Source organism: Bradyrhizobium canariense (assembly GCF_900105125.1).
Lineage (GTDB): Bacteria > Pseudomonadota > Alphaproteobacteria > Rhizobiales > Xanthobacteraceae > Bradyrhizobium > Bradyrhizobium canariense_A.
On sequence record NZ_LT629750.1, the window covers coordinates 6,827,508 to 6,851,319 of the forward strand.

Genomic DNA, 23,812 nt, shown 5'->3' on the forward strand with positions numbered 1-23,812 from the left:
GAGCGGCGCGTAGTGGCCCAGCAGCCCTTCAATTCGATCGCGAAACAGCCCGCTACCACGTCGTGTGGCGAGCGGACGGCTTGATTGCGGCGCAATCAAACCGATCGGCGCAACGTGGGCGTCAATTGGCGAAAAGAAGCGCAGTGAAAATACTTTTCGGGTCCGGGCTCCGGCTCAACAACCCCGGCAGATCGACCCGATCATCTTGTCGACCTTCGCTTCTTCGCGGTCGATGGCAGGATTGGTGCCAAGCAATGGTCCTTTCATCGGACCATTGCCGATGCCGGATGACGGAAGCGCCGTGCCCAGCGAGTTGGTGCCAGGCGCAGCGGCGCTGGTGCCAAAGGCGCCGCCAGTTACAGACATATGCGACCCCATACCACCTACGGACATATGCGATCCCATGCCACCGCCCCGTGCAAACGCGGTGGTGGTCGAAAGGCCAACGCAAAGGGCGACGCAAACAACGGAAAGCTTTTTCATGCCGAGACTCCCTCGAACACGCGATCACCGTGACGGTTGATCGCCAACACGCATGCATCCGATGTAGGTTCGCAATCCGCCGACACCATTAAATTGAATTTTATTCGGTGCTGCGGTCTCGGTCACGTTTTGCAAATCGTGGATATGCGTCCCGGCGGCGAGGACACGCACGTTTTGAACATTGTGCTCAAAGCGAACAACGCCGCCCGAGCGGAGTATGATCGCCCGGCGGTGCTGGTAATCCCGGGCTGGATCTCAAATCACCAGCAGCCTAACCCGGCTGGCGATATGCCAAGGCCGTGCGACGAGGAACAGCCTCGAACTCTAAAACAGAATTTAATAGGACTGGCGGATTGCTGAACCAATATGGACATGGTGCCGGCTCTCCCATCCGGCACTCCTCCCTGCCAAACTTCGGTCCAGCTGCCCAGGCTTGCTGGGCCGTTTCTTTGGCGCCGTTCGCAGGGCGTGTATCCACGGTGCCGCCCGTGCACACGATCATGCCGACCGAGAAGCGCGACACCGCGTCTTACGAGTGGGTGCATCCGGACGACGCGCCGTGAGCGCGGCTCGATCAGTAGTCCTTAGGACAAGCCGCGGCGCGTCGGGATAGAGCGGCTCGCCGCGAGCATTCACGTACCAACGGCTGCGCAGGAAGATGCTTTCCATCAGGAAAGGGTACTCCTTCGGCGCCAGCCCATGCAGCGGCTCGATCGCGCGCGCGGCAATGCCTGGGAATTTGAGCCTGTAGATTTTGCCAACCTTCATCATGGCGCGGACTATTCGCCCAAAAAAGCGCTTTGTGAATGCCCCGGGCGAACAACAAAAGCGGCGTTTTTCGTGAACTATCGTCAAAAGGTCCGCCGTCACCGATCGCGCGCGACCTTATGGGTCCGCCCGGTTCACGCTGGCGGGTTTTCAACGATGGAAGGCGATCGAGGCTCTGCGAGCAGTGAACAGCTTGGAGGCCTCGATTGCGCTTAAACAAGGTTTTAATTGAACGCGCAAACAGACATTCCCACTTCTCGCTTATCTAAACGAGAAGGACACATCATGAAACTAACGACAATCGCACTGACCATTGCATTCGCGCTGCCAAGTACGTTCGCACTTGCGGAAAACGCAATGAACCTGGCAAATCCCGTCGTCCGCCCCTACAGAGGCGTCACGGTTGGTACGGCACGCCCTATCGCAACCAGGCCTCCGAACGTTTCCGGGAATACGCTCGCTCCCATCGCAAATGATCCGAGCGGATCGACATTAACTCCATCCGCGATGAGCCGCGGCGGTTAAACAAGAAAGCCCCCGCATTTTCGCGGGGCTTTTTTTGCGCTCTTGAGCTGAAGTAGTGCTACGCAGTGCGACTTGCATCCTACGTGGGAGCCAACGAAAGCGATGGAATATTTGCACCTTGGCCGGTGCTTATGCCGTTGTCAATGCCGCGGTGGATCGCGCGAGTTCTTCCCGAGCCACGGCCACCGCACCGCTCAAATCTGCTTGAAAACGAACATCGGGCGGGCGGACACCGTATGTTTGCAGGATATCGCGGAGCGCGCCGCGCTTCCTGGAACTGTTTACCTACCGATGCGCTATTTCTCGCCTGGTCATTCCTGCCATTTCGAATTGAGGATGACGGAGCAAAAATTCATTCTCCGGTAGTTCGGATCACGCAGCGCCAGTACATCTGCCTTGACGTTGCCGAAGGTCGTCAGCGGTTTCCTGATGATGCCGTTGGCGAAATGGTCGATGATGTTTTCCTTGAAGTTCGCTTCGCGCGGATGGCATGCGCAGACCTGATCGCGATGCTCATGCGAGAAGTCGTCATAGGCGATACCGAGCACGTCCATTTCCACGCCGGCGGTCACCAGCGCAATCGTGGGCCGCATATGCTCGGGCACGCCGGGCGTGGTGTGGAGTGCGATCGCTGTCCACACGTCCTCGACATCGCGTTCAGGCACGCCATAGCTCTTGAGGAAATCGCGCGCCGCATTGGCGCCATCGACTTCGAAGCGCAGATCGGGGCTCCAATGGGCTTTGGTCAGGCCCATGTCGTGAAACATCGCGCCGATATACAGCAGCTCCGGATCGTATTTCAGGCCGCGCCGTTTTCCGGTAAGCGCGCCCCAGAAGAAAACGCGACGGCTATGGTTGTAGAGCAGATCGTCCTCGGTATCGCGGACAAGCTGGGTTGCGGCGCGCGCCATGAGGCTATCGGGGACTTCGATGCCGGCGATGATCTTGGTCATTTCAAGACACTCCTTGATGTGGCAAGACGTCACCGTGGCGTGAAGCGACGCGTCCCGCCTGACATCTCTGTGATCGATCGGGATCCCGCCGCTCTGAGAGCTTTGAGAAAAAGCGGCGCGATCCGTTGCTGTGTTTTTGGTTGTTTCAGCCTTCAATCGCAACGCTGCCTGACCGCCGGATCGGGCCAACGACACATCGATTCACGCCAGCGCGGCCGGCAAGGAGACAGGCATGGCGGTTCAGAAAGTGGCGATCGCGATCCACGAAGGCGTGCAGGCGCTGGATGTCGCCGGACCCGTGGACGTGTTCGCCGAGGCGAACGGCTTCATCGCGACCGGGGAAGGTTACGAGACCGTATTGGTGGCGGCGAGCAAGCAGCCGCTGCGTGCGTCGAACGGCATGAAGATCGCCGCCGATCTCGATTTCGCGGAAGCGCCCGGGAAGTTCGCAATCCTCCTTGTCGCCGGCGGCCCGGCAATGCCAGAGGCCGATCCGGATCCGGAGCTGACGCAGTGGCTGCGTTCAGCGCCGGACCGCGTCGAACTCTACGGTTCGGTGTGCACCGGCGCCTTCGCGCTCGGCAGTGCCGGTCTGCTCGATGGCCACAAGGTGACGACCCACTGGCAGAATGCGCAGCAGCTCGCATCGCGCTTTCCGGCCGCCGATGTCATGCACGACCGGATCTATATCCGTGACCGGCGGCTGATAACGTCGGCGGGCGTCACGGCGGGAATCGATCTCGCGCTGGCCTTGGTCGGCCAGCGCCACGGGCCGCAGGTCGCTATTGCCGTCGCCAAGCGGCTGGTGGTGGTCGCACAGCGCCAGGGCGGGCAATCGCAGTTCAGTCCCTATCTGACCGCGCCGGTCGACGACGATTCGCCGATGGCGCGGGCGCAGGCGCATGTCATGGCGAATGTCGGCAGCCGCCATACCCTTCAGTCTCTGGCAGAGGAGGTCGGCATGAGCGCGCGCAATTTCGGCCGCCATTTCGTGCAGGAGACCGGGATCACGCCGCATGAATTCGTCGAGCGTGCGCGGATCGACGCCACGCGCCGGTTGCTGGAGGCAAGCGACCGGCCGCTCAAGGCGGTGGCCTACGACTGCGGCTTCGGCACCGCGGACCGGATGCGGATCGTCTTCGGCGAACGACTTGGCGTGTCGCCGGCGCATTATCGCGCGAGCTTCCGATCAGATTGACGTTCGCGTATCAGCGGAATTGCTCGTCCGAACCAACACCTTCCTCTGGCAGGACACAACGTTGTGCGCCGCACGCGCAGCTTGTTGCCCGTTGGTCGATGACGCGTGCGCTCGTGCGCGGGCAGCCATGAATTTCCGCGTGTGGGATATGCGCCGAAACAAAGAGATGGAAAGATTCGAAATAACCAGAATAAATGACGAAAAAACAACGAATAAAAATCAGGGGAAACCAACGAGACCTTGGGGAGGTGCGGATGTTTCAATGGATGCGGGAGCTCACGGCGGGTGAGCGGCGGACCATGGCGGGCTGCTTCGGCGGCTGGACGCTGGATGCGCTCGATGTGCAAATCTACAGTTTCGTCATTCCGACCTTGCTTGCGACCTGGCACATCTCGCGCGGCGAGGCGGGCATGCTTGGAACGGTCACGCTGGTCGTTTCATCCTTTGGCGGCTGGTTCGCCGGAGCGCTGAGCGATCGCTACGGCCGGGTCCGCGTGTTGCAGATCACCGTGCTGTGGTACGCGGTATTCACGTTCCTGTGCGGATTTGCGCAAAACTTCGAGCAGCTTTTCGTGCTGCGCGCGTTGCAAGGACTTGGCTTCGGCGCCGAATGGTCGGCCGGTGCAGTGCTGATGGGCGAGATGATCCGCGACAAATATCGCGGTCGCGCCGTCGGTTTCGTGCAGAGCGGTTGGGCTGTGGGGTGGGGCGCGGCTGCGCTGTTGTACACGCTGATGTACGCCGTGCTGCCGGAGGTAATCGCCTGGCGCGTGATGTTCTGGATTGGGTTGACGCCGGCGCTGCTGGTGTTCTGGATCCGGCGCAGCATCTCCGAGCCGGAAGTTTTCAATGCGCGTCGCAACTCGGATGCCAACGGCATCATGCAGGCATTCGCGGTCTTGCGCAGGCCCTATCTCGCCACCACGCTCAAGGTCGCGCTGATGGTGACGGGCGCCCAGGGCGGCTCCTATGCGCTTTCGGTCTGGCTTCCCACTTATCTTAAAACCGAGCGCGGTCTGAGTTCGCTCAATACCGGTTCGTACCTGCTGATCCACATCTTCGGTGCGTTCATTGGTTTTATCGTCGGGGCGTATCTCGCCGACCTGATTGGCCGAAAGCGGACCTTCATCGTCTCGGCCGTCGGCTCCGTGCTCTGCCTGATCATCTATCTGGCCGCGCCGATCAGCGACGGCTTGATGCTGGTGCTCGGCGCACCGCTCGGTTTCATCCTCTATATGATGTTTTCCGCGATGGGGCCGTTCATGACCGAACTGTATCCGACCGAGGTTCGCGGCGCGGGCCAGGGCTTCTGCTATAATTCCGGCCGGGCCGTGGGCGCGCTGTTTCCGGCGCTGGTTGGATTCCTGAGCGAAAAACTTGGGCTTGGCGGCGCGATCCTGCTGTTTGCGGTGCTGGCCTACGGCCTGATGTTGCTGGCACTGACGATGTTGCCGGAGACCAAGGGCCGATCGGTGGGCGCGATCGTGCCCGGAGATTTGACACCGCTGCGACCGGCACCGGTCGGCATTCAGGACCGCCTCGCATGACCAAGCCTCCTCCAATCAAGCCTTGCCTGCCACCTCGCTCCGTCACCTCAGCGCCGCATTGGAAGGCGCCGGCCGGCAGCACGGATTGTCACTTCCACATCAACGGGCCGTATGACCGCTACCCGCTCAGTCCCGGCCGTTCCTACTCGCCGCCGGAAGCCACCGTGCCGGACTATCAGGCGATGGCGCGCACGATCGGCATCGACCGCATGGTGATCGTGCAGCCCTCGACCTTCGGTACCGATAACAGCTGCACGCTGGATGCGGTGGAATTGCTCGGGCGCGCTAATTCCCGAGCCGTCGTGGTCATCGACGACAGCGTGGACGAACGCACGCTGGCGCAAATGCATGAGCGCGGCGCGCGCGGTGTGCGGTTCAACGCGGTCAGCGGCAACGGCACGCCGCTGGCCCAACTGGAAACGCTCGCCGCCAAGGTGGCGCCGTTACGCTGGCACATCCAGTTCTATACCCATGGCGATCAAATCGCCGATCTTGCGCCGATGATACGAAAGCTCCCGGTCACCGTGGTGCTCGATCACATGGCCGGCGTGCAGAGCGATCGCGGCGTCAACAGTCCGGAATTTCAAGCCGCCGTCGGCTTGATGCAATCGGGCCAAGCCTACGTCAAAATTTCGGGCTATCGCAGTTCGGTCAAGGGTTATCCCTATGACGACGTGACGCCGATGGCGCGGGGATATATCGAGGCCGCACCCGATCGCTGCGTCTGGGGCACGGATTGGCCGCATCCAAGCCTGTTCGGCGAAACCCATATGCCCGATGACGGCCAGCTTTTCGATATGCTCGGCGCCTGGGCTCCGTCGGACGAACTGCGGCGCAAGATCCTGGTCGAGAATCCAGCCCGGTTGTATGGCTTCGCGCCTTGACCTCAGGACGGACCGGACACGGTCGATCCGTGGGGCGTGAACATGCGGCCCTTTTCCGCCACCGCCACGACAGCGAAAGCTGCGAGCGTGCATAACAGGAATCCGGTCGCAAACGGCAGCAGCGTGCCGTTGTAATCCTGGCCGATCACGGTGCCGACGCCGATGCCCAGCAGGGTCGTGATCGAGCCGTACAGGGACGAAGCCGTGCCTGCGATATGGCCGTGCGGCTCCATCGCCAGCGCGGTGAAATTGGCGAACATCAGCCCGAACGAAAACATCATCAGGGCTCCCAGCGCCATGAATAGCGGCAATGGCAGCATGTCCGCCTTCACGGCGATAAACATGATCACGGCCACCGCGACGAAGCCAGCCAGCGCGCTGTGGGACATCACGCGCATGCCGATGCGTCCAACCAGACGGGCGTTGAGAAATCCGGCTATGGCGACGCCAACAGCGATGGCTGCAAACGCCAGCGGAAAATAATGCCCGAGCTTGTAGATTTCGGTGAACACTTGCTGCGATGAGAACACGAAGGCAAACAGCGCGCCCTGCACGCAGCCCGCGGCCAGGGCATACCCCAGGGTTTGGCGGTTGGTGATCGTCTGGCGAAAGGCGCCAAGTATCCCGCGGACCGTCAGCGGCTTTCGCTCCGATAGCGGCAGCGTTTCCGGCATTCGCAGCGCGCTCCAGATCAGCGCAAGCGTTCCGTACAGCATCAGCACGATGAAGATGCCGCGCCACTGCGTCAGCAGCATCACCACTTGCCCGAACGACGGCGCGATGACCGGCACGGCGATGAAGACCATCATCGCCAGCGACATGACACTGGCCATGCGGCGGCCGGCGTAGCAGTCGCGAACGATCGAAGTCGCGATCACGCGGGTGGCCGAAGTGCCGAGCCCTTGCAGCGCCCGCGCCAGCAGCAATGTCTCGAAAGAGGGCGCTGCGATCGCAAGCAGACTGGCGATGCAATATAAGGCCATGCCGTCGATCAGGACCGCGCGGCGGCCGAAACGGTCTGACAGCGGTCCCATGACGAATTGGCCGACACCGAAGCCGATCAGGAATGTCGACAGGATCGCCTGCGGCCGGTTGGCAATCTGGATGTGAAACGTCGAGGCGATGTTCGGCAGCGCCGGCAGCATCATGTCCATCGCCAGCGGGTTCAGCGCCATGATCGACGCAATCACGACCACGAATTCGGGAAAGCCCATCGGGCGATGGGTCGATGAAACCCAGTCGTCGGTATTGATCTCAGTCACACGGCGCACCTTGCTGGAAACCCTCAATTTATGGGCTATGCTGCAGTGCACAAGTGGCGTTCAGGGATGGCAGCCCAGCGAAACTGCGTTCCGGGCATTGAACCGGCCGAAATGACCTCCGCGCCGCGTTACGGCGGTTGGCGATGATCGGCTTGCGGCTTATTCTGATCCTGGCTTTCAGGCCGGACGGCGTTTTATGGGGAACGCCGCCTCTCGGCCCGACCACAATTCCTGATCCATGGAGAAATCATGTCGCGCGTGTCCATCAAGACCAAAGACGATCTGCCGGCCGATCTCAGGCCGCTCTGGGACAAGATGACAACCTATGGCGCGTTCGAGAATCAGGCGGGCGTCATGGCGCACCGGCCGCCGATCTTCAAGCATACCTGGTCGCTGCTGGTCGATCTGGCGGATGAGGCCGTCCTGTCGAAGCGCCATCTTGAACTGGCGCTGGTCACGGTGTCGTTGCTGAACAAGTGCACGTACTGCGTGTCGCATCATGCGCCGAAGCTGGCGATCCAGGGCGTCTCGGAAGACGGCGCTGAACGGCTGCTCGATTACAAGGATCATCCGGAGCTCGACGAGGTCGACAAACTGGTGGTCGAATACGCCATCGCTGTCACCCAGAACTGGAACAAGACGCGCGATGAGGTCTTTACGCGCCTGAGGGAGCACTTCTCTGAAGCCCAGATTGTCGAACTGACATGGCGCATCGCGCTATGCGGCGCCTTCAACCGTTTCAATGACATCCTGCAATTCGATATCGAGCAGGGCGTTCCCGTTCGCGAGGCCGCCGAATAATAATTCGGAGCGGCAGGGGGATCGATGTGGGCGGCAAGGGCAGCAGGTGCTGGGCTTGCGGCTTGAGCGATGGACGTACGCCGCCGGGTGCATGCTATGTTGTCAACCCCGGACGAATGATCCAAAAAGCGCTAGACAGGACCCAGCTTTGGGCAGGGGCTGGAGTGGAGGAACGGTAGATGAAGACACGCGCCGCAGTCGCGTTCCAGGCCAAGCAGCCGCTTGAAATCGTCGAGCTGGATCTGGATGGCCCGAGGGCCGGTGAAGTCCTGGTCGAGATCAAGGCGACCGGCATTTGCCACACCGATGCCTATACGCTGGATGGTTTCGACAGCGAGGGCATCTTCCCCTCGATCCTCGGCCATGAGGGCGCCGGCATCGTCCGCGAAATCGGCCCCGGCGTCACCTCGGTCAAGCCGGGCGATCACGTGATCCCGCTCTACACGCCGGAATGCCGCGAGTGCAAAAGCTGCCTCAGCCAGAAGACCAATCTCTGCACCAAAATCCGCGCCACCCAGGGCAAGGGCGTGATGCCCGACGGCACCTCGCGCTTCAGCCATAAGGGCCAGACCATCTTCCATTACATGGGCTGCTCGACCTTCTCGAACTTTACCGTGCTGCCGGAGATCGCGGTCGCCAAAATCCGGCAGGACGCGCCGTTCGACAAGAGCTGCTACATCGGCTGCGGCGTCACCACGGGGGTCGGGGCGGTGGTCAATACCGCCAAGGTGACGCCGGGCGCCAATGTGGTGGTGTTCGGCCTCGGCGGCATCGGGCTCAACGTCATCCAGGGCGCGCGAATGGTGGGGGCCGACAAGATCGTCGGCGTCGACGTCAATGATTCCAAGGAAGAATGGGGCCGCCGCTTCGGCATGACCCACTTCGTCAACCCCAGGAAGATCGACGGCGATATCGTCCAGCATCTGGTCGGACTGACCGACGGCGGCGCCGATTTCACCTTCGACTGCACCGGCAACACCACTGTGATGCGCCAGGCGCTGGAAGCCTGCCACCGCGGCTGGGGCGTCTCGGTGGTGATCGGGGTGGCGGAAGCCGGCAAGGAGATTGCGACCCGGCCGTTCCAGCTGGTCACCGGGCGGGTCTGGAAGGGCTCGGCGTTCGGCGGTGCGCGCGGCCGGACCGACGTGCCGAAAATCGTCGACTGGTACATGAACGGCAAGATCGAGATCGACCCGATGATCACCCATGTCCTCAAGCTCGAGGACATCAACAAGGGCTTCGATCTGATGCACGAGGGCAAGTCGATCCGTTCGGTCGTCGTGTTCTAAATCAAAACCATCACGCACAGGAACGATTGCCCCACACCTGTTACCATCCGCCCATCATGCCCCAGGCGTAGTGGATCGGAGCATTGGAGAGACCATGACGCTTGCAACGACCCGCGAAACCACCCCCGAGAAGTCATCACCTTCCATTCGGTCCGGTATCGGAAAGACCTGGACGACGGCGGAGGCGGCGGCGCTATACCGGATGCCGCTCAATGATCTCCTGTTCAAGGCGCAGACCATTCACCGCGCGAACTTCGATCCCAATCGCGTCCAGCTCAGCCGTCTCCTGAGCATCAAGACCGGCGGATGTCCGGAGGATTGCGCCTATTGCAGCCAGTCCGTGCACCATGAGTCCGGCCTCAGCGCCTCCAAGCTGATGGAAGTCGAGCGTGTGATCGCCGAAGCCAAGAAAGCGCGCGACGGCGGGGCGACCCGTTACTGCATGGGCGCGGCGTGGCGAAACCCGAAGCCGCGGGACATGGAAGCTGTCGTGGCGATGGTGAAGGGTGTCAAGGCGCTGGGCATGGAAACATGCATGACCCTCGGCATGCTCGACCGCGAACAGTCGGAGCAATTAAGTCACGCCGGCCTCGACTACTATAATCACAACATCGATACGTCGGAGCGCTATTACAGCGAGATCATCACCACGCGGCATTTCGCCGATCGCATCGAGACGCTTGCGAATGTGCGCGCCGCGGGCATGAAGGTCTGCTGCGGCGGTATTGTCGGCATGGGCGAACAGGAAAGCGACCGCGTCGAGATGCTGACCACGCTGGCCAACTTGCCTGAACATCCTGAAAGCGTACCGATCAATATGTTGATCCCGATCCCCGGCACGCCGCTGGCGAACGCTGCGCCGATCGACCCGATCGACTTCGTGCGCACCGTTGCGCTTGCCAGAATCATGATGCCGGAATCGGTCGTGCGCCTGTCCGCCGGACGCACCGCCATGACGGATGAGATGCAGGCTCTGTGTTTCTTCGCCGGTGCCAACTCGATCTTCGTTGGCGATACCTTGCTGACGGCAGGCAATCCGGAAAACGACAAGGATATGGCGCTGTTTCAAAGGCTGGGGTTGCAGCCGATGGAGCTGGATGGAGCGTCGTAATTCCGGACAATTTTCGACCAGGGAAGAAACGAAAACAAAAAACATGAACGATAAAGTCTCCTCTGCGCCGGGCCGTCTTTCGTCCGATGCGCCTGAATATGATTATGTCATCATTGGTGCGGGATCGGCCGGATGCGTGCTGGCCAATCGCCTGAGCGCGGACGGCAAGAGCTCGGTGCTGCTGCTGGAGGCAGGCCCAGAGGATACCAACCTCTGGATTCACGTGCCGCTTGGCTATGGCAAGCTGTTCAAGGAGAAGACCGTCAACTGGATGTACCAGACCGAGCCGGAGCCCGGACTGGATGGTCGAACGGTATTTCAGCCGCGCGGCAAGGTGCTGGGCGGATCGAGTTCGATCAACGGCCTGTTGTATGTGCGAGGCCAGCATCAGGATTACGATCGCTGGCGGCAGCGTGGAAATGCTGGATGGGGGTATGACGACGTGCTCCCGTACTTCAAGAAGGCGGAAGACCAGCAGCGTGGTCCAAGCGAATTCCACGGCGCCGGTGGTCCGCTGCCGGTGTCCGACTGGCGGCACGCCGATCCGCTGTCGGAAGCATTTGTCGTGGCGGCGGCGGAAACCGGTATTCCCACCAATCCGGACTTCAACGGCGCGACCCAGGAAGGCGCCGGATTTTTCCAGACCACGACGCAACGCGGCAGACGCGCGAGCACGGCGTTTTCCTATCTACGTCCCGCGAGAAACCGCAGCAATTTGCATGTCGAGACCTCGGCACAGGCGCAGCGCATTCTGTTCGAGGGACGTCGCGCCCGTGCTGTCGAGTTCCGGCAAGGCAGCACCGTCAAAACGGCGCGAGCGCGCAAGGAAATACTGGTCTCGAGCGGCGCGTATAACTCGCCGCAATTGCTGCAGCTCTCCGGCGTCGGGCCGGCGGAGCTGTTGCAGAAGCATGGCATCGGCGTTGTGCTCGATGCGCCCGGCGTCGGAAACGACCTGCAGGATCACATGCAGGTCAGGATCGTGATGCGCTGCAGCCAGAAAATCACGCTCAACGACATCGTCAACAATCCGGTCCGCCGCGTACTGGCGGGCGCGCGATATGCTGCGTTTCGCAAGGGTCCTCTGACGATTGCCGCGGGCACATCGGGAGCCTTCTTCAAGACCAATCCTCGCCTCGCGACGCCGGATATCCAGATCCACTTTCTGCCGTTCTCGACCGACAAGATGGGCGAGAAGCTGCACGCGTTCCCCGGCTTTACCGCCTCGGTCTGTCAGTTGCGTCCCGAGAGCCGCGGCTCGCTTCGGATCAAAAGCGCGGATCCGGCGGTTCAACCGGAGATACGGATCAATTATCTTGCGACCGAAGCCGATCGCACCGCCAATGTCGAAGGCTTGAAGATCCTGCGCAAGATTCTGCACGCGCCGGCACTCAAGCCTTATGTGGTTGATGAGTTCGATCCCGGCCCAAAAGTCTCCACCGACGAGGAACTCCTGAGTTATTGCCGCCAGCGCGGCAGCACGATCTATCATCCGACGTCGACATGCCGGATGGGGAACGATCCGCTGGCCGTCGTCGATCAGCGGCTTCGGGTGCGCGGGATCGAGGGGCTGCGGGTGGTCGATGGCTCGATCATGCCGGATCTGGTCTCCGGCAATACCAACGCACCCATCATCATGATCGCGGAAAAGGCTTCCGACATGATTTTGGAGGACGCGCGATAGCGATAGCTGCCGCCGTTTGCGTCTCTAATCGGCTGGTCTTATGGTCCGGCCGATAGTGGGCCGCGGCCCTTGCGGCGTCAGTTGGAGCTTCGATGGCGGCAAACAAAATCCGAATTGGTACGCGCAAGAGCACCATGGCGCTCGCGCAAACCGAGGAAATTGCCCGCCGTTTGACCGCGGCTGCTCCCGAACTCGATGTCGAGATCGTCAAGTTCGAAACAACGGGTGATTCCGATCAGATCGGCAAGCTGCTGCCGCATGGCGGCAAGGGCGGCGCGTTTGTTGCCGAAATCCGCAGCGCTGTCCTGGCGGGCGAGTTGCACGCCGCGATGCATTCGCTCAAGGACATGCCCGGCAATGAGGATACCCCTGGGCTGGTGATCGGCGCGACCTTGGCGCGCGATCCGCCGGGCGACGTTCTGGTGCTGCGCGCCGGCCTTTCGATCGAAGAACTCAGGCAAACGCGCGGCAAGGGTTTCAAGATCGGCACCAACGCCGTGCGGCGCGCCGCCTATGCGCGGCGGCTGTTTCCGGACGTCGAGGTGATTCATTATCGCGGCGCCGCCGACACCCGCGTCCGCAAGCTCGATCGTCTGGAAATGCAGCGGTTGCCCGATGGCGGCGCGGTCGGCCCGGCCGATGCGCTGATCATGGCGCGCTCCGGGCTGGAGCGTGTCGGCCTCGCCGATCGCATTGGCTATGAATTCTCAATTCGCGAGATGCTGCCGGCGGCGGGGCAGGGGATTGTCGCGGTGGAATGCGCTGAACAGGACTGGCAGACGCGGCGGCTTCTGTCTCTGATCGACGACCCGGCCGCGCATAAAAGCGCCGATGCCGAACGCGAGGTGCTGTGGGTGCTCAATGGCCATTGCAATTCGCCGATCGCGGCATTTTCGGCGATCGATGGTTCGCAGATGTCGTTGATCGCTTCGGTGCTGGATCACGCCGGCGGCGTCTTCATCGAGGCGGCACGCTCCGGGCCGGCCGACCGGCCGCGCGAACTCGGCCGCGCGGTTGGGCTCGAACTGCTGGACAAGGGCGCGGCCGAGATCATCGAGCGCAGCCGGCCGGTGTGACGGCCTGCGCCAGCTTCGGCAAATACCGATGTCATCATCCGCGAAAGCGGATGATCCAGTATGCCGTGACCTCTCGAAACGACGCTCGCTGGTGAGTACTGGATACCCGCGTTCGCGGGTATGACGGCTCTAACCGAGGCCCTATCCCTTGTACGCCCGCACGCGCTTCAGCATCTGTTCGACATGCGCGATCGGCGTCTCCGGCTGGATGCCGTGGCCGAGGTTGAAGATCAGCCGGCCGCTGGCGTAATTCGAAAGCACATCGTCGATGGCGCGATCGAGCGCAGCACCGCCCGCGATCAGCACAAGCGGATCGAGATTGCCTTGAACGGCGACGCGGGTCTGTATTTTCTCGCGGATCAATGACGGCTCCGTCGCCCAGTCGATGCTGACGCCGTCGACGCCGGTCGCGCCGACATAGGCCGGCAGCATGGCGCCGGCGCCGCGGGGAAAGCCGATGATCTTCGCATCCGGCACCTTCGCGCGCACGCCTGCGACGATGCGCCGGGTCGGGTCGATCGACCAGCGCTCGAATTCGCGCGGCGGCAGCACGCCGGCCCAGGTGTCGAAAATTTGCAGCACGTCGGCGCCGGCCTTGAGCTGGCCCAGCAGATACTGGATCGAGTTCTCGACCAGCACGTCGATGATCGCGGCGAACGCGTCGGGATGGCGATAGGCCATCATCCGCGCCGGCGCCTGATCCGGCGTTCCCTGTCCGGCCACCATATAGGTCGCAACCGTCCACGGCGCACCGCAGAAGCCGATCAGCGCAATCTTGGGATCGAGCTCGCGGCGCACCCGCCGCAGCGCTTCATAGACCGGCTCGAGCTTGGTAAAATCCGCGTGCGCGGCCAGCGTCGCAACCTTGTCGGGCGTATCCAGCGGATCGAGCCGTGGGCCTTCGCCGGCCTCGAAGCGCACGGTGCGGCCGAGCGCGTAGGGGATGACAAGAATATCCGAGAAGATGATCGCGGCATCGAAGTTGAAGCGGCGGATCGGCTGCAGCGTGACTTCGGCGGCATATTCCGGCGTGAAGCACAGATCGAGAAAACCTCCTGCTTTGGCGCGCAATTCGCGATATTCCGGCAGATACCGGCCGGCCTGCCGCATCATCCAGATCGGCGGCACCGGCTGCCGGCGACCGGAAAGCACTTCAAGAAAGGGTTTTACGGGAGAGATTTGGGTCAAGTAGCTGTCCGCTGTCATCGAGAGGCGATATCCGGTTCCTGATACACTGTTGATGCCGGCTTGGCCAAGGCAGGAGGTGGAACCTGCAACCAGGGGGAGCGTTATCTCAGCCTGGAGGATGCCATGGTTGAGAAATTGGCTGGAAAATTCGATCCCGCGCCGCATGACAAGCACGCCGACAACCCCCGAGAGGCCACTTCGGCCGACCGGGAAATGCACGCGAAACTCGATGCCGGCTTAATCGGCAGTTTTCCGGCGTCGGATCCCGTCAGCGCTGCGCAACCGGCGAAGTCGACCCATGATCGCCATGCGAAAGACGACTCGCTCTGGACCAAGGTCAAGGCCGTGTTTCGATAGGCTGGCGTTGATTCCAGACCTTCCTTGTTCGCAGGTGTCCAGATGAGCCGCGAATTCAACCACGCTCCAAACGACTCTCCGCGAAGCGGAAGCTCGAAACGGGTTACGCCCCTGGTGTGGAGCGTAATCGTTGTGGCGATCGTCGTGGTCGTGATCTGGTTTGCAGTGAGGCTGTGAAGCCTTCAGACCGTGATACTTAAAACCTGTTACTTAAATCGTGCCGCACTAATAATGCGGTGGCCGCTCGTTCGCGGCCCCCGGAGCATTCGCCTCGGCTTCCTGCAGGCGCGCGTGTAAACTGGCGAGCTGGCGTGTCAGCGTGTCGATCTTGAGCCACTGATCGGTAATGGTCTGGTTCAGCGTCTCGATGGTCTCATCCAGAAACATCAGGCGGCTTTCGAGCGTATCGATGCGGTCGCCGAGCGTCTTGAGGTCACTCATCGCAATCATCCTTCACTGAACGCTCCCGCAACCCATGGCCGAGCGCAACGCGTTCGTCGAACACGAAGCATTCCCCGCGCCATCGGCTCTCCGCCTCGGGGACGCCTTCGAGATATCTGAGAATGCCGCCCTTGAGATGATAGACCTCGGCAAAACCCTGCGAGAGCAGATACGCGCTCGCCTTCTCGCAGCGAATGCCGCCGGTGCAGAACATCGCGATCTTCTGATGCCTGGCTGGATCGAGATGCCGCGCGGCAAAATCCTTGAACTCCCCGAAACGCGCGATGCCCGGGTCGACGGCGCCCGCGAATGTGCCCATGGCGACTTCGAACGCATTGCGGGTGTCGATCACCAGCGTGTCCGGGGTTGTGATCAGCGCGTTCCAATCGGCAGGGTCGACATAGACCCCGACCTGCCGCGTCGGATCGGCATCGGCATCGCCGAAGGTGACGATCTCCTTTTTCAACCTGACTTTCAGGCGTTGAAACGGCATCGCGGAGGCCTTTGAGAATTTCAGCTCGAGGTTGTCGAGCCGTCCGCCGAACAGCCGCCCGTGGCGCAATTCCCCGATGAATTCACCCATGGCGCCGTCGCGGCCCGCCAGCGTGCCGTTGATGCCTTCATGGGCCAGCAGCACGCTGCCTTTCAGCTCCAGTTCGGCGCAGATCGCCCGCAACGGTTCGCGGAGCTCCCGGAAGTCCGGCAATGCGGCGAATTGATAGAAGGCGGCGACGTCATACGGCATGGCGGGGGTTTATCAGGCCTGCGGGAGGCCGAAAACCCCGGCATTCGCGGGGATGCGCCAGGGAGGCAATGCCGCCCGCATTGCCAGCATTCCCTTGCGAGCATTGCCCCGCAGCCCCTGAATATGCCAAGTAATTCCTCCAGCCCGTCCGGGCCCGATGCCCACAGGATCCCGCAAAAACAACGCTAGAGTGAGCCATTTGACATGAGGAATTTCCATCTCGCCGGCCGATCGACGGTCCACGCGCAGAACGCAATGGTGGCGACGTCGCACCCGCAGGCGGCACTCGCGGCGATCGAGGTGATGCGGGCGGGCGGCACCGCGGCCGACGCTGCGGTTGCGGCGTGCGCCTTGCTCGGCGTGATCGAACCGCAATCGACCGGCATCGGCGGCGATTGTTTTGCGCTGGTTCAGCCCAGGGGTGAAGGCAGGATCGTTTCGTATAACGGTTCGGGCCGCGCGCCGATGGCGGCGACACCGGAATGGTATCTCGAACGCAAGATCCATTCGGTGCCGCTGACCTCGGCCCATGCGGTCAGCATCCCGGGCGCGATCGACGCCTGGGAGGTCATCCTGCGCGATCACGGCAAGTTCGGGCTCGATACCTTGCTGCAGCCGGCGATCAAGGCGGCGGAGGAGGGCTATGTCGTCGCTCCCCGCATCGCGTTCGACTGGAAGAACCAGTTCGACAAGTTGAAAAGCGGCACCAATACCGAGCGCTATCTGCTGCCGCACGGCAAGCCCGCGGTCGCCGGCGACGTGATCCATCAGCCTGAGCTCGGCAAGACCTTGCGGGCGATCGCGAAAGACGGCCGTGACGCGTTCTACAAGGGCGCCATCGCCGAGGACATGGTGGAGACGTTGCGCGGCATCGGTGGCCTGCATACGCTGGACGATTTCGCTGGTCATACCACCGAGACCACGATTCCGATCGGCACCATCTACAAGGGCCATGACGTCTGGCAGTGCCCGCCGAACGGGCCTGGCATCACCATGCTTGTGATGCTCAACATCCTCTCGCGCTTCGACCTGACGAAATTTCCGGCTGTGAGCATCGAGCGTTTTCATCTCGAAGCCGAAGCCGCGCGGATCGCCTACATGATGCGCGAGCAATACATCGGCGATCCCGCCCAGGTCGACGTCGACGTGGTCAGGATCCTGGCCAAGGATTTTGCCGATGAGCACGTCAGCAAGATCAGGATGGACCGGGTCATCGATCTGCCGAACATAGCGCCGCCGATGAATCCCTCGACGGTCTACATCACCGTGGTGGACAAGGATCGCAACGTCTGCTCGTTCATCAATTCGATCGCCCATTCGTTCGGCTCGGCGATCGTGTCGAACAAGACCGGTGTTCTGCTGCAAAACCGCGCCGGCGGTTTCCGCATTCAGCCCGGCCATCCCAACTGCATCGCGCCGGGCAAGCGGCCGCTGCATACGATCATCCCCAGCCTGGTCACGAAGGGCGGCCGCGCGGTGATGCCGTTCGGCGTGATGGGCGGCCAATATCAGCCGGTCGGGCAGACCCACGTGCTGACCAACATTCTCGATTATGGCTGCGACGTGCAGGAAGCCATCGATATGCCACGCGGGCTCCATTATGAAGGCGTCTATCAGCTCGAGGATGGGATACCCGCTGATATCGTCGAGGGCCTGAAGAAGCTCGGGCACAAGACCACCAGTGTGGTCTCCCCACTCGGCGGCGGTCAGGCGATCTGGATCGATTGGGAGAAGGGCACGCTCACGGGCGGCTCCGATCCCCGCAAGGACGGCTGCGCGCTTGGATATTGAGCGAACGGCCCGCGGCCTCTCTCCCTCACAAAGGACGCTGAAAGATGCGACGTCTCAAGTTTGAAATTCTTCCGCTCGCCTTTGCCGTTGCCATCGGCATCACTGGCGTCTCTCTCTTTGTTGCGCCGTCCGGCGCGTTGGCCCAGACCGCAGGAAAACCCATGACCACAGCTTCAGGCTTGCAGATCATCGATACCACCGTCGGCACCGGCGCGTCGCCGAAACCCGGTCAGACCTGCGTCATGCACTATACCGGCTGGCTTTATGAGGACGGCAAGAAGGGCAAGAAGTTCGACAGCTCGGTCGACCGCAACGAGCCGTTCGAATTCCCGATCGGACAGCACCGGGTCATCGCCGGTTGGGACGAGGGTGTCGCCACCATGAAGGTCGGCGGCAAGCGCACGCTGATCATTCCGCCCGCACTCGGCTACGGCGCCCGCGGCGCCGGCGGCGTGATCCCGCCGAACGCGACGCTGATTTTCGACGTCGAACTGCTCAGCGTAAAATAATTCGCAGGGCCACTGTGAAAGAGGGATGCGCGTCGTGAAGATTTCAATCCTCGACGATTATTTCGACACGGTGCGCACCCTGGATTGCTTCGCAAAGCTTGCGGGACATGACGTCAAGATCTGGAACGATCACGTCCAGGATGTCGACGTGCTGGCGGAGCGTCTCGCCGACACCGAAGCGCTGGTGCTGATCCGCGAGCGGACGCAGATACGCACGCCGCTGCTGGAGCGGCTGCCGAAGCTGAAGCTGATCAGCCAGCGCAGCGTCTATCCGCATATCGATATCGACGCCTGCACCCGGCTTGGCATCATCGTGTCGTCGAGCCAGCATGCCGATACGCCATCCTATGCGACCGCCGAATTCACCTGGGGACTGGTGCTGGCGGCGATGCGCGCGATCCCGCAGCAGATGGCGGCATTAAAGGCCGGCAAGTGGCAGATCGGCGTCGGTCATACGCTGCGCGGTAAGACGCTTGGCATCTATGGCTATGGCCGGATCGGCGCCGTCGTCGCCGGATACGGCAAGGCATTCGGAATGAACGTGCTGGTATGGGCGCGCGAGAAGGCGCTCGCGCAGGCGCGCGCCGATGGGCATGAGACTGCAAGCAGCAAGGACGCTTTCTTCGAGCGATGCGACGTGCTCTCGCTGCACATGCGCCTGGTCGACGCGACGCGAGGTATCGTCACCTCGGCTGATCTCGCGCGCATGAAGCCGTCAGCGCTGATCGTCAACACCAGCCGCGCAGGTCTGATCGCGCCGAACGCGCTGGTGAATGCGTTGCGCGCTGGCCGGCCCGGCATGGCGGCGATCGACGTTTACGAGAAGGAGCCACTGCGTGACGTCAATGATCCCTTGCTGAATATGGACAACGTCGTCTGCACGCCGCATCTTGGCTACGTCTCGCAGGACGAATACGAAATCCAGTTCACGGATATTTTCGACCAGATCCTCGCTTATGCCGCGGGTGCACCGATCAACGTCGTCAATCCGGAGGCCATCGGCAGGCGATAGGGTGGTCGCGTTCGGAGTAACCTTGCTGGCACATCCGTCATGGCCGGGCTCGTCCCGTTCATCCACGAGAGCGGGTGCGACGAGCTAAAAAAAGACCGGCCCAACGGGCCGGTCTTTGCAGTTCGCCAACATTTGTCGATCAGAGATTCTTGTTGGCTGCGTCGGCCGCCTTGTTCACGGCGTCCTTGGTTGCTTCCTTGGCGTCGCCGACGGCCTTCTGGCCCTTGCCTTTGACTTCCTGAATCACGCCTTCGCCCTGCAACCGGTCGGAACCGACGGCTTCGCCGACGCCCTGCTTGGCCTTGCCGATCGCCTCGTTGGTGGCGCCTTTAACCTTGTCTGTGGTTGCACCCATGGGAACTCTCCTTTGGAAGTGTTAAGCTTGCAAGAACAAGTCCCCCATGCGCCAACGGTTCCTTGATTCGACTGGTTTGCGGCCGAGGTTTTCGCTACCTTTCGACGGAACATTTTTTCGGAAAGCAACACGATGACAGGCCCTCACGATCACACCCATTCTCACGATCATGCCGATCATTCTCACGATCACGACCGCTGGAAGCATGACGGCGTCCGCGTCATTCCGGGCGATCAGCTCGATCCCAACGTGCCGTCCACGGCCGGGATGGACCGCAAGGCCGCGATCAATTTCGCCCGCGTCGGCGCACAGAAATTATGGGCGGGCACCGTGACCATCAGGCCCGACGCCAAGACCGGCGCGCATCATCATGGCCATCTCGAGAGCATCATCTATGTGGTGAAGGGCAAGGCGCGGATGCGCTGGGGCGAACATCTGCAATTCACGGCCGAAGCCAACCCCGGCGATTTCATTTTCATTCCGCCCTATGTGCCGCATCAGGAGATCAACGCCAGCCGCGACGAGGTGCTGGAATGCGTGCTGGTGCGCAGCGACGGCCAGGCGGTCGCGATCAATCTCGACATCGAGCCGGTGGAAAAGCCGGAGACGGTGTTGTGGATCGACCCGGTGCACCGCGATCCCGCGGAGACGAAGTGACGAAGTCATTCCGGGGCGACGCGTTAGCGCGAACCCGGAATCTCGCGCCACAAAATCCAGATCCCAGGTCCACGCGCAAAGCGCGTGTCCCGGAATGACGGAGCAGGTGAAGGGGCCAATGACACTCGTCCGTTACGAAAGCAAAGACCACGTCGCGACCATCACCATGGACCGCGCTTCCGTGCACAACGCGCTCAACAACGCGCTGTGCAAGGAGCTGCGTGAGGCCTGGCTGCGATTTCGTGACAGTGACGATCGTGTGGCCGTTCTTGCCTCCTGCGAGGAGAAGTATTTTTGCGTCGGCGCCGATGTGAATGATTTTCCGGTCGACATGTGGCACGCGGTGCCCGGGCTCGGCGTCGATCTCGACAAGCCGGTGATTGCGGCGACCTCAGGCTGGGTGGTCGGCGGCGGTTTCGTGCTGGTGCAGATGGCCGACCTCTGCGTGGCTTCGGAAACGACTCGCTTTAGCTATCCCGAGGCCAGGATCGGCACCACCGGCGGCGGCATTTCCTTGGTGGTCTCGCGCATGCCGCACAAGATCGCGATGGAGTTTCTGCTGGTCGGCGAAGAGCTTTCCGTCGAGCGCGCCTACCAGATCGGCTTCGTCAACAAGGTCGTGCCGAACGGCCAGCATCTCGTGCAGGCGCAGGAAATGGCGGCCAAGATCGCCGGCAATGCGCCGCTGGTGGTGCAGGGGCTGAAGAGGCTCGCCCGCGACGCCATGCCGAAGGGGCCGCTGGAGACTGTCGCCGAGGCGCGGCGGATCCTCGATCCGATTCGTACCAGCGAAGACTTGAAGGAAGGCGTCAAGGCGTTCGCGGAGAAGCGCAAGCCGCAATTCAAGGGCAGGTAATTGCTTCCCCCTGCCGCGCTAGAGTTGCCGGCGGCGATAATGCTCGTGCTCCAGCCGACACGCATTGCTGAAGTCATAGAGGAGGTCGATGGCATGGTTTCTCGCCATACTTCGGAGCTCGGCAAAGCTCCTGTCCGGCTCCGTATAGGTATCGAGGATTCGTTGCGCGACTTGTTCGGCCTTTTCAACGACCTCGGCAGCCGACAACACCCGCATGCGCGAAATATTGGTGTAAAGCCCGACCAGACCTGAAATATCGGGCTCGTCGTGCTGGAGCGCGTGGATGTAGCACTTCGAGGCGGTTTCGATGAAATCGCGATAGATGTCCAGCCGGCGCAGATTTTCGTTGGCAACCCATTGGGCATGCGCCGTGTAACGCTGGCTGAGCCAGCCAGCCGTCGCCGAGGTCAGACCTCCAATGGCGGCGCCGGCCAACGCTGCAAAACCCGAGATCAGCGATGCGTCCATTCAGGGGATCATAACCAGGCGCAGCGGTTTGAAAAGTCCGCTGCATCGTAGATCAAAACGAAATGCCGGACTCTGCGCCTTTCGCGGACCCGTGATGCAACATCGTCATGCGAACAGACAAAGCGCCCTCGGGATCCACGCTTGTTTCGATTGCAGCATGGGCCCCGGATCAGCAGCGTATCGTTTCACGCTGCGCTGCGTCCGGGGCACGAGAGCCTCACTTACGCAAACACGCTGTGATCGATCGGGCCGTTCGGCACCACATAGCCATAGCGCGTGTTTGACGGCTCCGGTCCGGCCTTTTCGTATTCCGTCTTCATCATCGCAAAGCGGTCGCCTTTGAGGTCGAGCATCGCGCGCTTCGGCTGCATGTTGTAAAGCCGCGCATTGTTGTCGCCGAAGATCGCGGTCTTGACCGGGCCGTCGGCAGGGCCAAGCGGGGCGAAGCCGAATTGCTTTTGCATGACTTCCGGAATTTCGAGGCGGCGCAAGCCCTCGATCTGCCATTGCGGCGCGCCGGTCCACAGCGCGTCGGTGCCCCAGCAGACGTGATCGACGCCGAGACCCTTGATCAGCGTGCCCATCAACGCCGCGCAGACATTCGGCTCCGCGACCAGCGTGGTGGCGAACAACTGGCCGACGTCGCCGTAAACATTGTTGACACCGTACTGCGCCGGGATGTCGGCAAGATCGCTGGTCCAGGAGATACGCCCGGTGCGCTCGAACTCGGCCAGCGCCTGCTTCGGGTCGCCGCCGACATGACGATAGGCGGAGTGATAGATGACAAAATTGAGCTGCGGCCAGTCCTTGGCGGCCTGACCGACGTCGGCGACGTCGGCAAAGCCGCGCAGGTTCGGGAACTGCTTCTCGATGCCGGGCGGGAACAGCCCCTTGTGGATGCAGACGTTCTTGATGCCTGCCTTCACCATTTTCTCGTAGCCCTTATAGGCGACCTTCTCGTCGTCCATCCGCCACGGAAAGTGGCTGATCTCCTTATGGGTGTTGTCGCCGATGGTGTAGCCCTTGCAGGATTCCGGTTTCAGCGCGAGGCCGGCGTCGAGCTTGTCGAGCCAGCCCGGTTGTCCCGGCGTGAAGATCGCGTGACAGAACAGCCTTCGCGACCCCGCCTCGTCGTTGATCTTCTTGCGCGCGTCGGCCATCTGCTGATTGGTCAGGAACCAGTCCTGTTCGATGTCTGACGGAGCCGACGAGATCAGCGCGATCTTGGTATCGCTGTCGAGAAACATCTCTTTCTTGTAGTTGTTGAATTTCAGATCCTCGATGGTCTGCTCGTGGTCGCTCAATTCCTTGTTCCAGCCGGCCTTGCCGACCGCCTTGCGCATGTCCACGAAGGTGGTGATGCGGGTATCGTCGCGCAGGAAGTGGGTGTGCATGTCCATGATGAACTGGTCCTTCAGCGCGTTGGCGCGCTCCTGGGCCATCGCGGGTGTCGCTGCTTCCGCCGGCGTCGCGTCAAACAGCGCGCCGTAAACCTCGTTCATCGCGACAAAGGATGCGGCCATGCCGGCCGCGCTCTGGAAGAATTTCCGGCGGTCCAGGCCCTGCTTGCCGCCGAGATCGTCGGCCATCGCCAGCAGCCGCGCCTCGACTTCGCGTTGCCGTTCGTTTTGCGGGTCGGGATAAAACTCGTCGCTTGCCACGATTTGGGTTGGGATCGGAGTCTGGTACTGGCACAGTTCCGACGGCATCAATGCGGCGAGTTCGGCTTCGGTCAGTTGGCTGCTCACGGCTTGTTCTCCCTGGCTTGTGCTCCGCGATGAAGGCTCCGGTTGCACGGCCGGGAGACTAGACCTGTATTCGCATTGGGCAAGCCCCTCCTTATCATCATCGC

The 23,812-nt window shown here is 61.8% G+C and carries 24 protein-coding genes; 15 read left to right on the forward strand and 9 right to left on the reverse strand.

The features are described 5' to 3' along the window. Positions 1-174 precede the first annotated feature (174 nt). Complete coding sequence (locus BLV09_RS32255; protein WP_146690280.1) at positions 175-483, reverse strand: hypothetical protein; 309 nt, start codon at positions 481-483, stop codon at positions 175-177. 699 nt (positions 484-1,182) lie between these two features. On the opposite strand from BLV09_RS32255, the gene BLV09_RS32260 reads away from it, so the two are divergent. After that, the gene (locus BLV09_RS32260; RefSeq protein WP_146690281.1) at positions 1,183-1,467 is read left to right on the forward strand and encodes a hypothetical protein; all 285 of its coding nucleotides are present in this window, start codon (positions 1,183-1,185) and stop codon (positions 1,465-1,467) included. A 620-nt stretch (positions 1,468-2,087) separates the two neighbouring features. Here the strand turns inward: BLV09_RS32260 and BLV09_RS32265 are convergent. After that, positions 2,088-2,729, reverse strand: a complete 642-nt coding sequence (locus BLV09_RS32265; RefSeq protein WP_146690282.1) for an HD domain-containing protein — start codon at positions 2,727-2,729, stop codon at positions 2,088-2,090. 232 nt (positions 2,730-2,961) lie between these two features. Here BLV09_RS32265 and BLV09_RS32270 point away from each other — a divergent pair, with 232 nt between their 5' ends. The 3 genes from BLV09_RS32270 (at position 2,962) to BLV09_RS32280 (ending at position 6,358) form a co-directional block, all read left to right on the forward strand. After that, positions 2,962-3,927 carry a GlxA family transcriptional regulator gene (locus BLV09_RS32270; protein ID WP_146690283.1) on the forward strand — a complete coding sequence of 322 codons (966 nt, stop codon included), beginning with the start codon at positions 2,962-2,964 and terminating at the stop codon, positions 3,925-3,927. Between the two features lie 254 nt (positions 3,928-4,181). Beyond that, positions 4,182-5,474: an MFS transporter gene (locus BLV09_RS32275; RefSeq protein WP_146690284.1), complete on the forward strand. Its 1,293-nt coding sequence runs from the start codon at positions 4,182-4,184 to the stop codon at positions 5,472-5,474. After that, positions 5,471-6,358: an amidohydrolase family protein gene (locus BLV09_RS32280; protein WP_146690285.1), complete on the forward strand. Its 888-nt coding sequence runs from the start codon at positions 5,471-5,473 to the stop codon at positions 6,356-6,358. The genes BLV09_RS32275 and BLV09_RS32280 overlap by 4 nt, the downstream gene beginning before the upstream one ends. Before the next feature lie 2 nt (positions 6,359-6,360). Here the strand turns inward: BLV09_RS32280 and BLV09_RS32285 are convergent, their stop codons facing one another. Beyond that, entirely contained in the window at positions 6,361-7,572 is a 1,212-nt protein-coding gene (locus tag BLV09_RS32285; RefSeq protein WP_174556621.1) for a multidrug effflux MFS transporter, read from the reverse strand. A 297-nt stretch (positions 7,573-7,869) separates the two neighbouring features. Between BLV09_RS32285 and BLV09_RS32290 the strand changes: the two genes are divergently transcribed. From BLV09_RS32290 to hemC, 5 genes are all read left to right on the forward strand, one after another. Then, positions 7,870-8,421 carry a carboxymuconolactone decarboxylase family protein gene (locus BLV09_RS32290; RefSeq protein ID WP_146690287.1) on the forward strand — a complete coding sequence of 184 codons (552 nt, stop codon included), beginning with the start codon at positions 7,870-7,872 and terminating at the stop codon, positions 8,419-8,421. Between the two features lie 179 nt (positions 8,422-8,600). Then, positions 8,601-9,710, forward strand: a complete 1,110-nt coding sequence (locus BLV09_RS32295) for an S-(hydroxymethyl)glutathione dehydrogenase/class III alcohol dehydrogenase (protein WP_146687829.1) — start codon at positions 8,601-8,603, stop codon at positions 9,708-9,710. Positions 9,711-9,804: 94 nt separating this feature from the next. Next, complete coding sequence (gene bioB / locus BLV09_RS32300) at positions 9,805-10,821, forward strand: biotin synthase BioB (protein ID WP_146690288.1); 1,017 nt, start codon at positions 9,805-9,807, stop codon at positions 10,819-10,821. A gap of 43 nt (positions 10,822-10,864) precedes the next feature. Then, entirely contained in the window at positions 10,865-12,505 is a 1,641-nt protein-coding gene (locus BLV09_RS32305; RefSeq protein ID WP_146690289.1) for a GMC family oxidoreductase, read from the forward strand. A gap of 92 nt (positions 12,506-12,597) precedes the next feature. Further along, positions 12,598-13,581, forward strand: coding sequence for a hydroxymethylbilane synthase (gene hemC, locus BLV09_RS32310; RefSeq protein WP_146690290.1), 984 nt, complete (start codon positions 12,598-12,600; stop codon positions 13,579-13,581). Between the two features lie 141 nt (positions 13,582-13,722). On the opposite strand, the gene hemE is transcribed toward hemC, so the two are convergent. Then, positions 13,723-14,787: a uroporphyrinogen decarboxylase gene (hemE, locus tag BLV09_RS32315; RefSeq protein ID WP_146690291.1), complete on the reverse strand. Its 1,065-nt coding sequence runs from the start codon at positions 14,785-14,787 to the stop codon at positions 13,723-13,725. A gap of 117 nt (positions 14,788-14,904) precedes the next feature. Between hemE and BLV09_RS32320 the strand changes: the two genes are divergently transcribed. Then, positions 14,905-15,126 carry a hypothetical protein gene (locus tag BLV09_RS32320; protein ID WP_100387509.1) on the forward strand — a complete coding sequence of 74 codons (222 nt, stop codon included), beginning with the start codon at positions 14,905-14,907 and terminating at the stop codon, positions 15,124-15,126. Between the two features lie 225 nt (positions 15,127-15,351). Here the strand turns inward: BLV09_RS32320 and BLV09_RS32325 are convergent, their stop codons facing one another. Together BLV09_RS32325 and BLV09_RS32330 are read right to left on the reverse strand one after the other, a co-directional pair. Beyond that, positions 15,352-15,567: a SlyX family protein gene (locus tag BLV09_RS32325; protein ID WP_146690292.1), complete on the reverse strand. Its 216-nt coding sequence runs from the start codon at positions 15,565-15,567 to the stop codon at positions 15,352-15,354. Further along, entirely contained in the window at positions 15,560-16,312 is a 753-nt protein-coding gene (locus tag BLV09_RS32330; protein WP_146690293.1) for a rhodanese-related sulfurtransferase, read from the reverse strand. The genes BLV09_RS32325 and BLV09_RS32330 overlap by 8 nt, the downstream gene beginning before the upstream one ends. Positions 16,313-16,516: 204 nt before the next feature. Here BLV09_RS32330 and ggt point away from each other — a divergent pair, with 204 nt between their 5' ends. From ggt to BLV09_RS32345, 3 genes are read left to right on the forward strand one after another with little or no spacing between them, the layout of a single operon-like run. Further along, positions 16,517-18,103: a gamma-glutamyltransferase gene (gene ggt, locus BLV09_RS32335; protein ID WP_100386256.1), complete on the forward strand. Its 1,587-nt coding sequence runs from the start codon at positions 16,517-16,519 to the stop codon at positions 18,101-18,103. A gap of 44 nt (positions 18,104-18,147) precedes the next feature. Further along, entirely contained in the window at positions 18,148-18,612 is a 465-nt protein-coding gene (locus BLV09_RS32340; RefSeq protein ID WP_146690294.1) for an FKBP-type peptidyl-prolyl cis-trans isomerase, read from the forward strand. 34 nt (positions 18,613-18,646) lie between these two features. Further along, on the forward strand, positions 18,647-19,624 hold the full coding sequence (locus BLV09_RS32345) for a D-2-hydroxyacid dehydrogenase family protein (protein WP_146690295.1): 978 nt from the start codon (positions 18,647-18,649) through the stop codon (positions 19,622-19,624). A 139-nt stretch (positions 19,625-19,763) separates the two neighbouring features. Here BLV09_RS32345 and BLV09_RS32350 read toward each other — a convergent pair whose 3' ends face one another. Beyond that, complete coding sequence (locus tag BLV09_RS32350; RefSeq protein WP_100386258.1) at positions 19,764-19,979, reverse strand: CsbD family protein; 216 nt, start codon at positions 19,977-19,979, stop codon at positions 19,764-19,766. Positions 19,980-20,111: 132 nt separating this feature from the next. Between BLV09_RS32350 and BLV09_RS32355 the strand changes: the two genes are divergently transcribed. Then, positions 20,112-20,636 carry a cupin domain-containing protein gene (locus BLV09_RS32355; protein WP_100386259.1) on the forward strand — a complete coding sequence of 175 codons (525 nt, stop codon included), beginning with the start codon at positions 20,112-20,114 and terminating at the stop codon, positions 20,634-20,636. 118 nt (positions 20,637-20,754) lie between these two features. Further along, positions 20,755-21,492 carry an enoyl-CoA hydratase/isomerase family protein gene (locus BLV09_RS32360; protein WP_146690296.1) on the forward strand — a complete coding sequence of 246 codons (738 nt, stop codon included), beginning with the start codon at positions 20,755-20,757 and terminating at the stop codon, positions 21,490-21,492. 18 nt (positions 21,493-21,510) lie between these two features. On the opposite strand, the gene BLV09_RS32365 is transcribed toward BLV09_RS32360, so the two are convergent. Together BLV09_RS32365 and BLV09_RS32370 are read right to left on the reverse strand one after the other, a co-directional pair. After that, the gene (locus BLV09_RS32365; protein ID WP_146690297.1) at positions 21,511-21,960 is read right to left on the reverse strand and encodes a hypothetical protein; all 450 of its coding nucleotides are present in this window, start codon (positions 21,958-21,960) and stop codon (positions 21,511-21,513) included. Positions 21,961-22,181: 221 nt separating this feature from the next. Continuing rightward, the gene (locus tag BLV09_RS32370) at positions 22,182-23,708 is read right to left on the reverse strand and encodes an amidohydrolase family protein (RefSeq protein WP_146690298.1); all 1,527 of its coding nucleotides are present in this window, start codon (positions 23,706-23,708) and stop codon (positions 22,182-22,184) included. Positions 23,709-23,812 lie beyond the last annotated feature (104 nt).

Coding starts and splice junctions, on each gene's coding strand:
- BLV09_RS32255 (WP_146690280.1), bottom strand. CDS start 483: ATGAAAAAGCTTTCCGTTGTTTGCGTCGCCCTTTGCGTTGGCCTTTCG.
- BLV09_RS32260 (WP_146690281.1), top strand. CDS start 1,183: ATGCAGCGGCTCGATCGCGCGCGCGGCAATGCCTGGGAATTTGAGCCT.
- BLV09_RS32265 (WP_146690282.1), bottom strand. CDS start 2,729: ATGACCAAGATCATCGCCGGCATCGAAGTCCCCGATAGCCTCATGGCG.
- BLV09_RS32270 (WP_146690283.1), top strand. CDS start 2,962: ATGGCGGTTCAGAAAGTGGCGATCGCGATCCACGAAGGCGTGCAGGCG.
- BLV09_RS32275 (WP_146690284.1), top strand. CDS start 4,182: ATGTTTCAATGGATGCGGGAGCTCACGGCGGGTGAGCGGCGGACCATG.
- BLV09_RS32280 (WP_146690285.1), top strand. CDS start 5,471: ATGACCAAGCCTCCTCCAATCAAGCCTTGCCTGCCACCTCGCTCCGTC.
- BLV09_RS32285 (WP_174556621.1), bottom strand. CDS start 7,572: ATGGGCTTTCCCGAATTCGTGGTCGTGATTGCGTCGATCATGGCGCTG.
- BLV09_RS32290 (WP_146690287.1), top strand. CDS start 7,870: ATGTCGCGCGTGTCCATCAAGACCAAAGACGATCTGCCGGCCGATCTC.
- BLV09_RS32295 (WP_146687829.1), top strand. CDS start 8,601: ATGAAGACACGCGCCGCAGTCGCGTTCCAGGCCAAGCAGCCGCTTGAA.
- bioB (WP_146690288.1), top strand. CDS start 9,805: ATGACGCTTGCAACGACCCGCGAAACCACCCCCGAGAAGTCATCACCT.
- BLV09_RS32305 (WP_146690289.1), top strand. CDS start 10,865: ATGAACGATAAAGTCTCCTCTGCGCCGGGCCGTCTTTCGTCCGATGCG.
- hemC (WP_146690290.1), top strand. CDS start 12,598: ATGGCGGCAAACAAAATCCGAATTGGTACGCGCAAGAGCACCATGGCG.
- hemE (WP_146690291.1), bottom strand. CDS start 14,787: ATGACAGCGGACAGCTACTTGACCCAAATCTCTCCCGTAAAACCCTTT.
- BLV09_RS32325 (WP_146690292.1), bottom strand. CDS start 15,567: ATGAGTGACCTCAAGACGCTCGGCGACCGCATCGATACGCTCGAAAGC.
- BLV09_RS32330 (WP_146690293.1), bottom strand. CDS start 16,312: ATGCCGTATGACGTCGCCGCCTTCTATCAATTCGCCGCATTGCCGGAC.
- ggt (WP_100386256.1), top strand. CDS start 16,517: ATGAGGAATTTCCATCTCGCCGGCCGATCGACGGTCCACGCGCAGAAC.
- BLV09_RS32340 (WP_146690294.1), top strand. CDS start 18,148: ATGCGACGTCTCAAGTTTGAAATTCTTCCGCTCGCCTTTGCCGTTGCC.
- BLV09_RS32350 (WP_100386258.1), bottom strand. CDS start 19,979: ATGGGTGCAACCACAGACAAGGTTAAAGGCGCCACCAACGAGGCGATC.
- BLV09_RS32355 (WP_100386259.1), top strand. CDS start 20,112: ATGACAGGCCCTCACGATCACACCCATTCTCACGATCATGCCGATCAT.
- BLV09_RS32360 (WP_146690296.1), top strand. CDS start 20,755: ATGACACTCGTCCGTTACGAAAGCAAAGACCACGTCGCGACCATCACC.
- BLV09_RS32365 (WP_146690297.1), bottom strand. CDS start 21,960: ATGGACGCATCGCTGATCTCGGGTTTTGCAGCGTTGGCCGGCGCCGCC.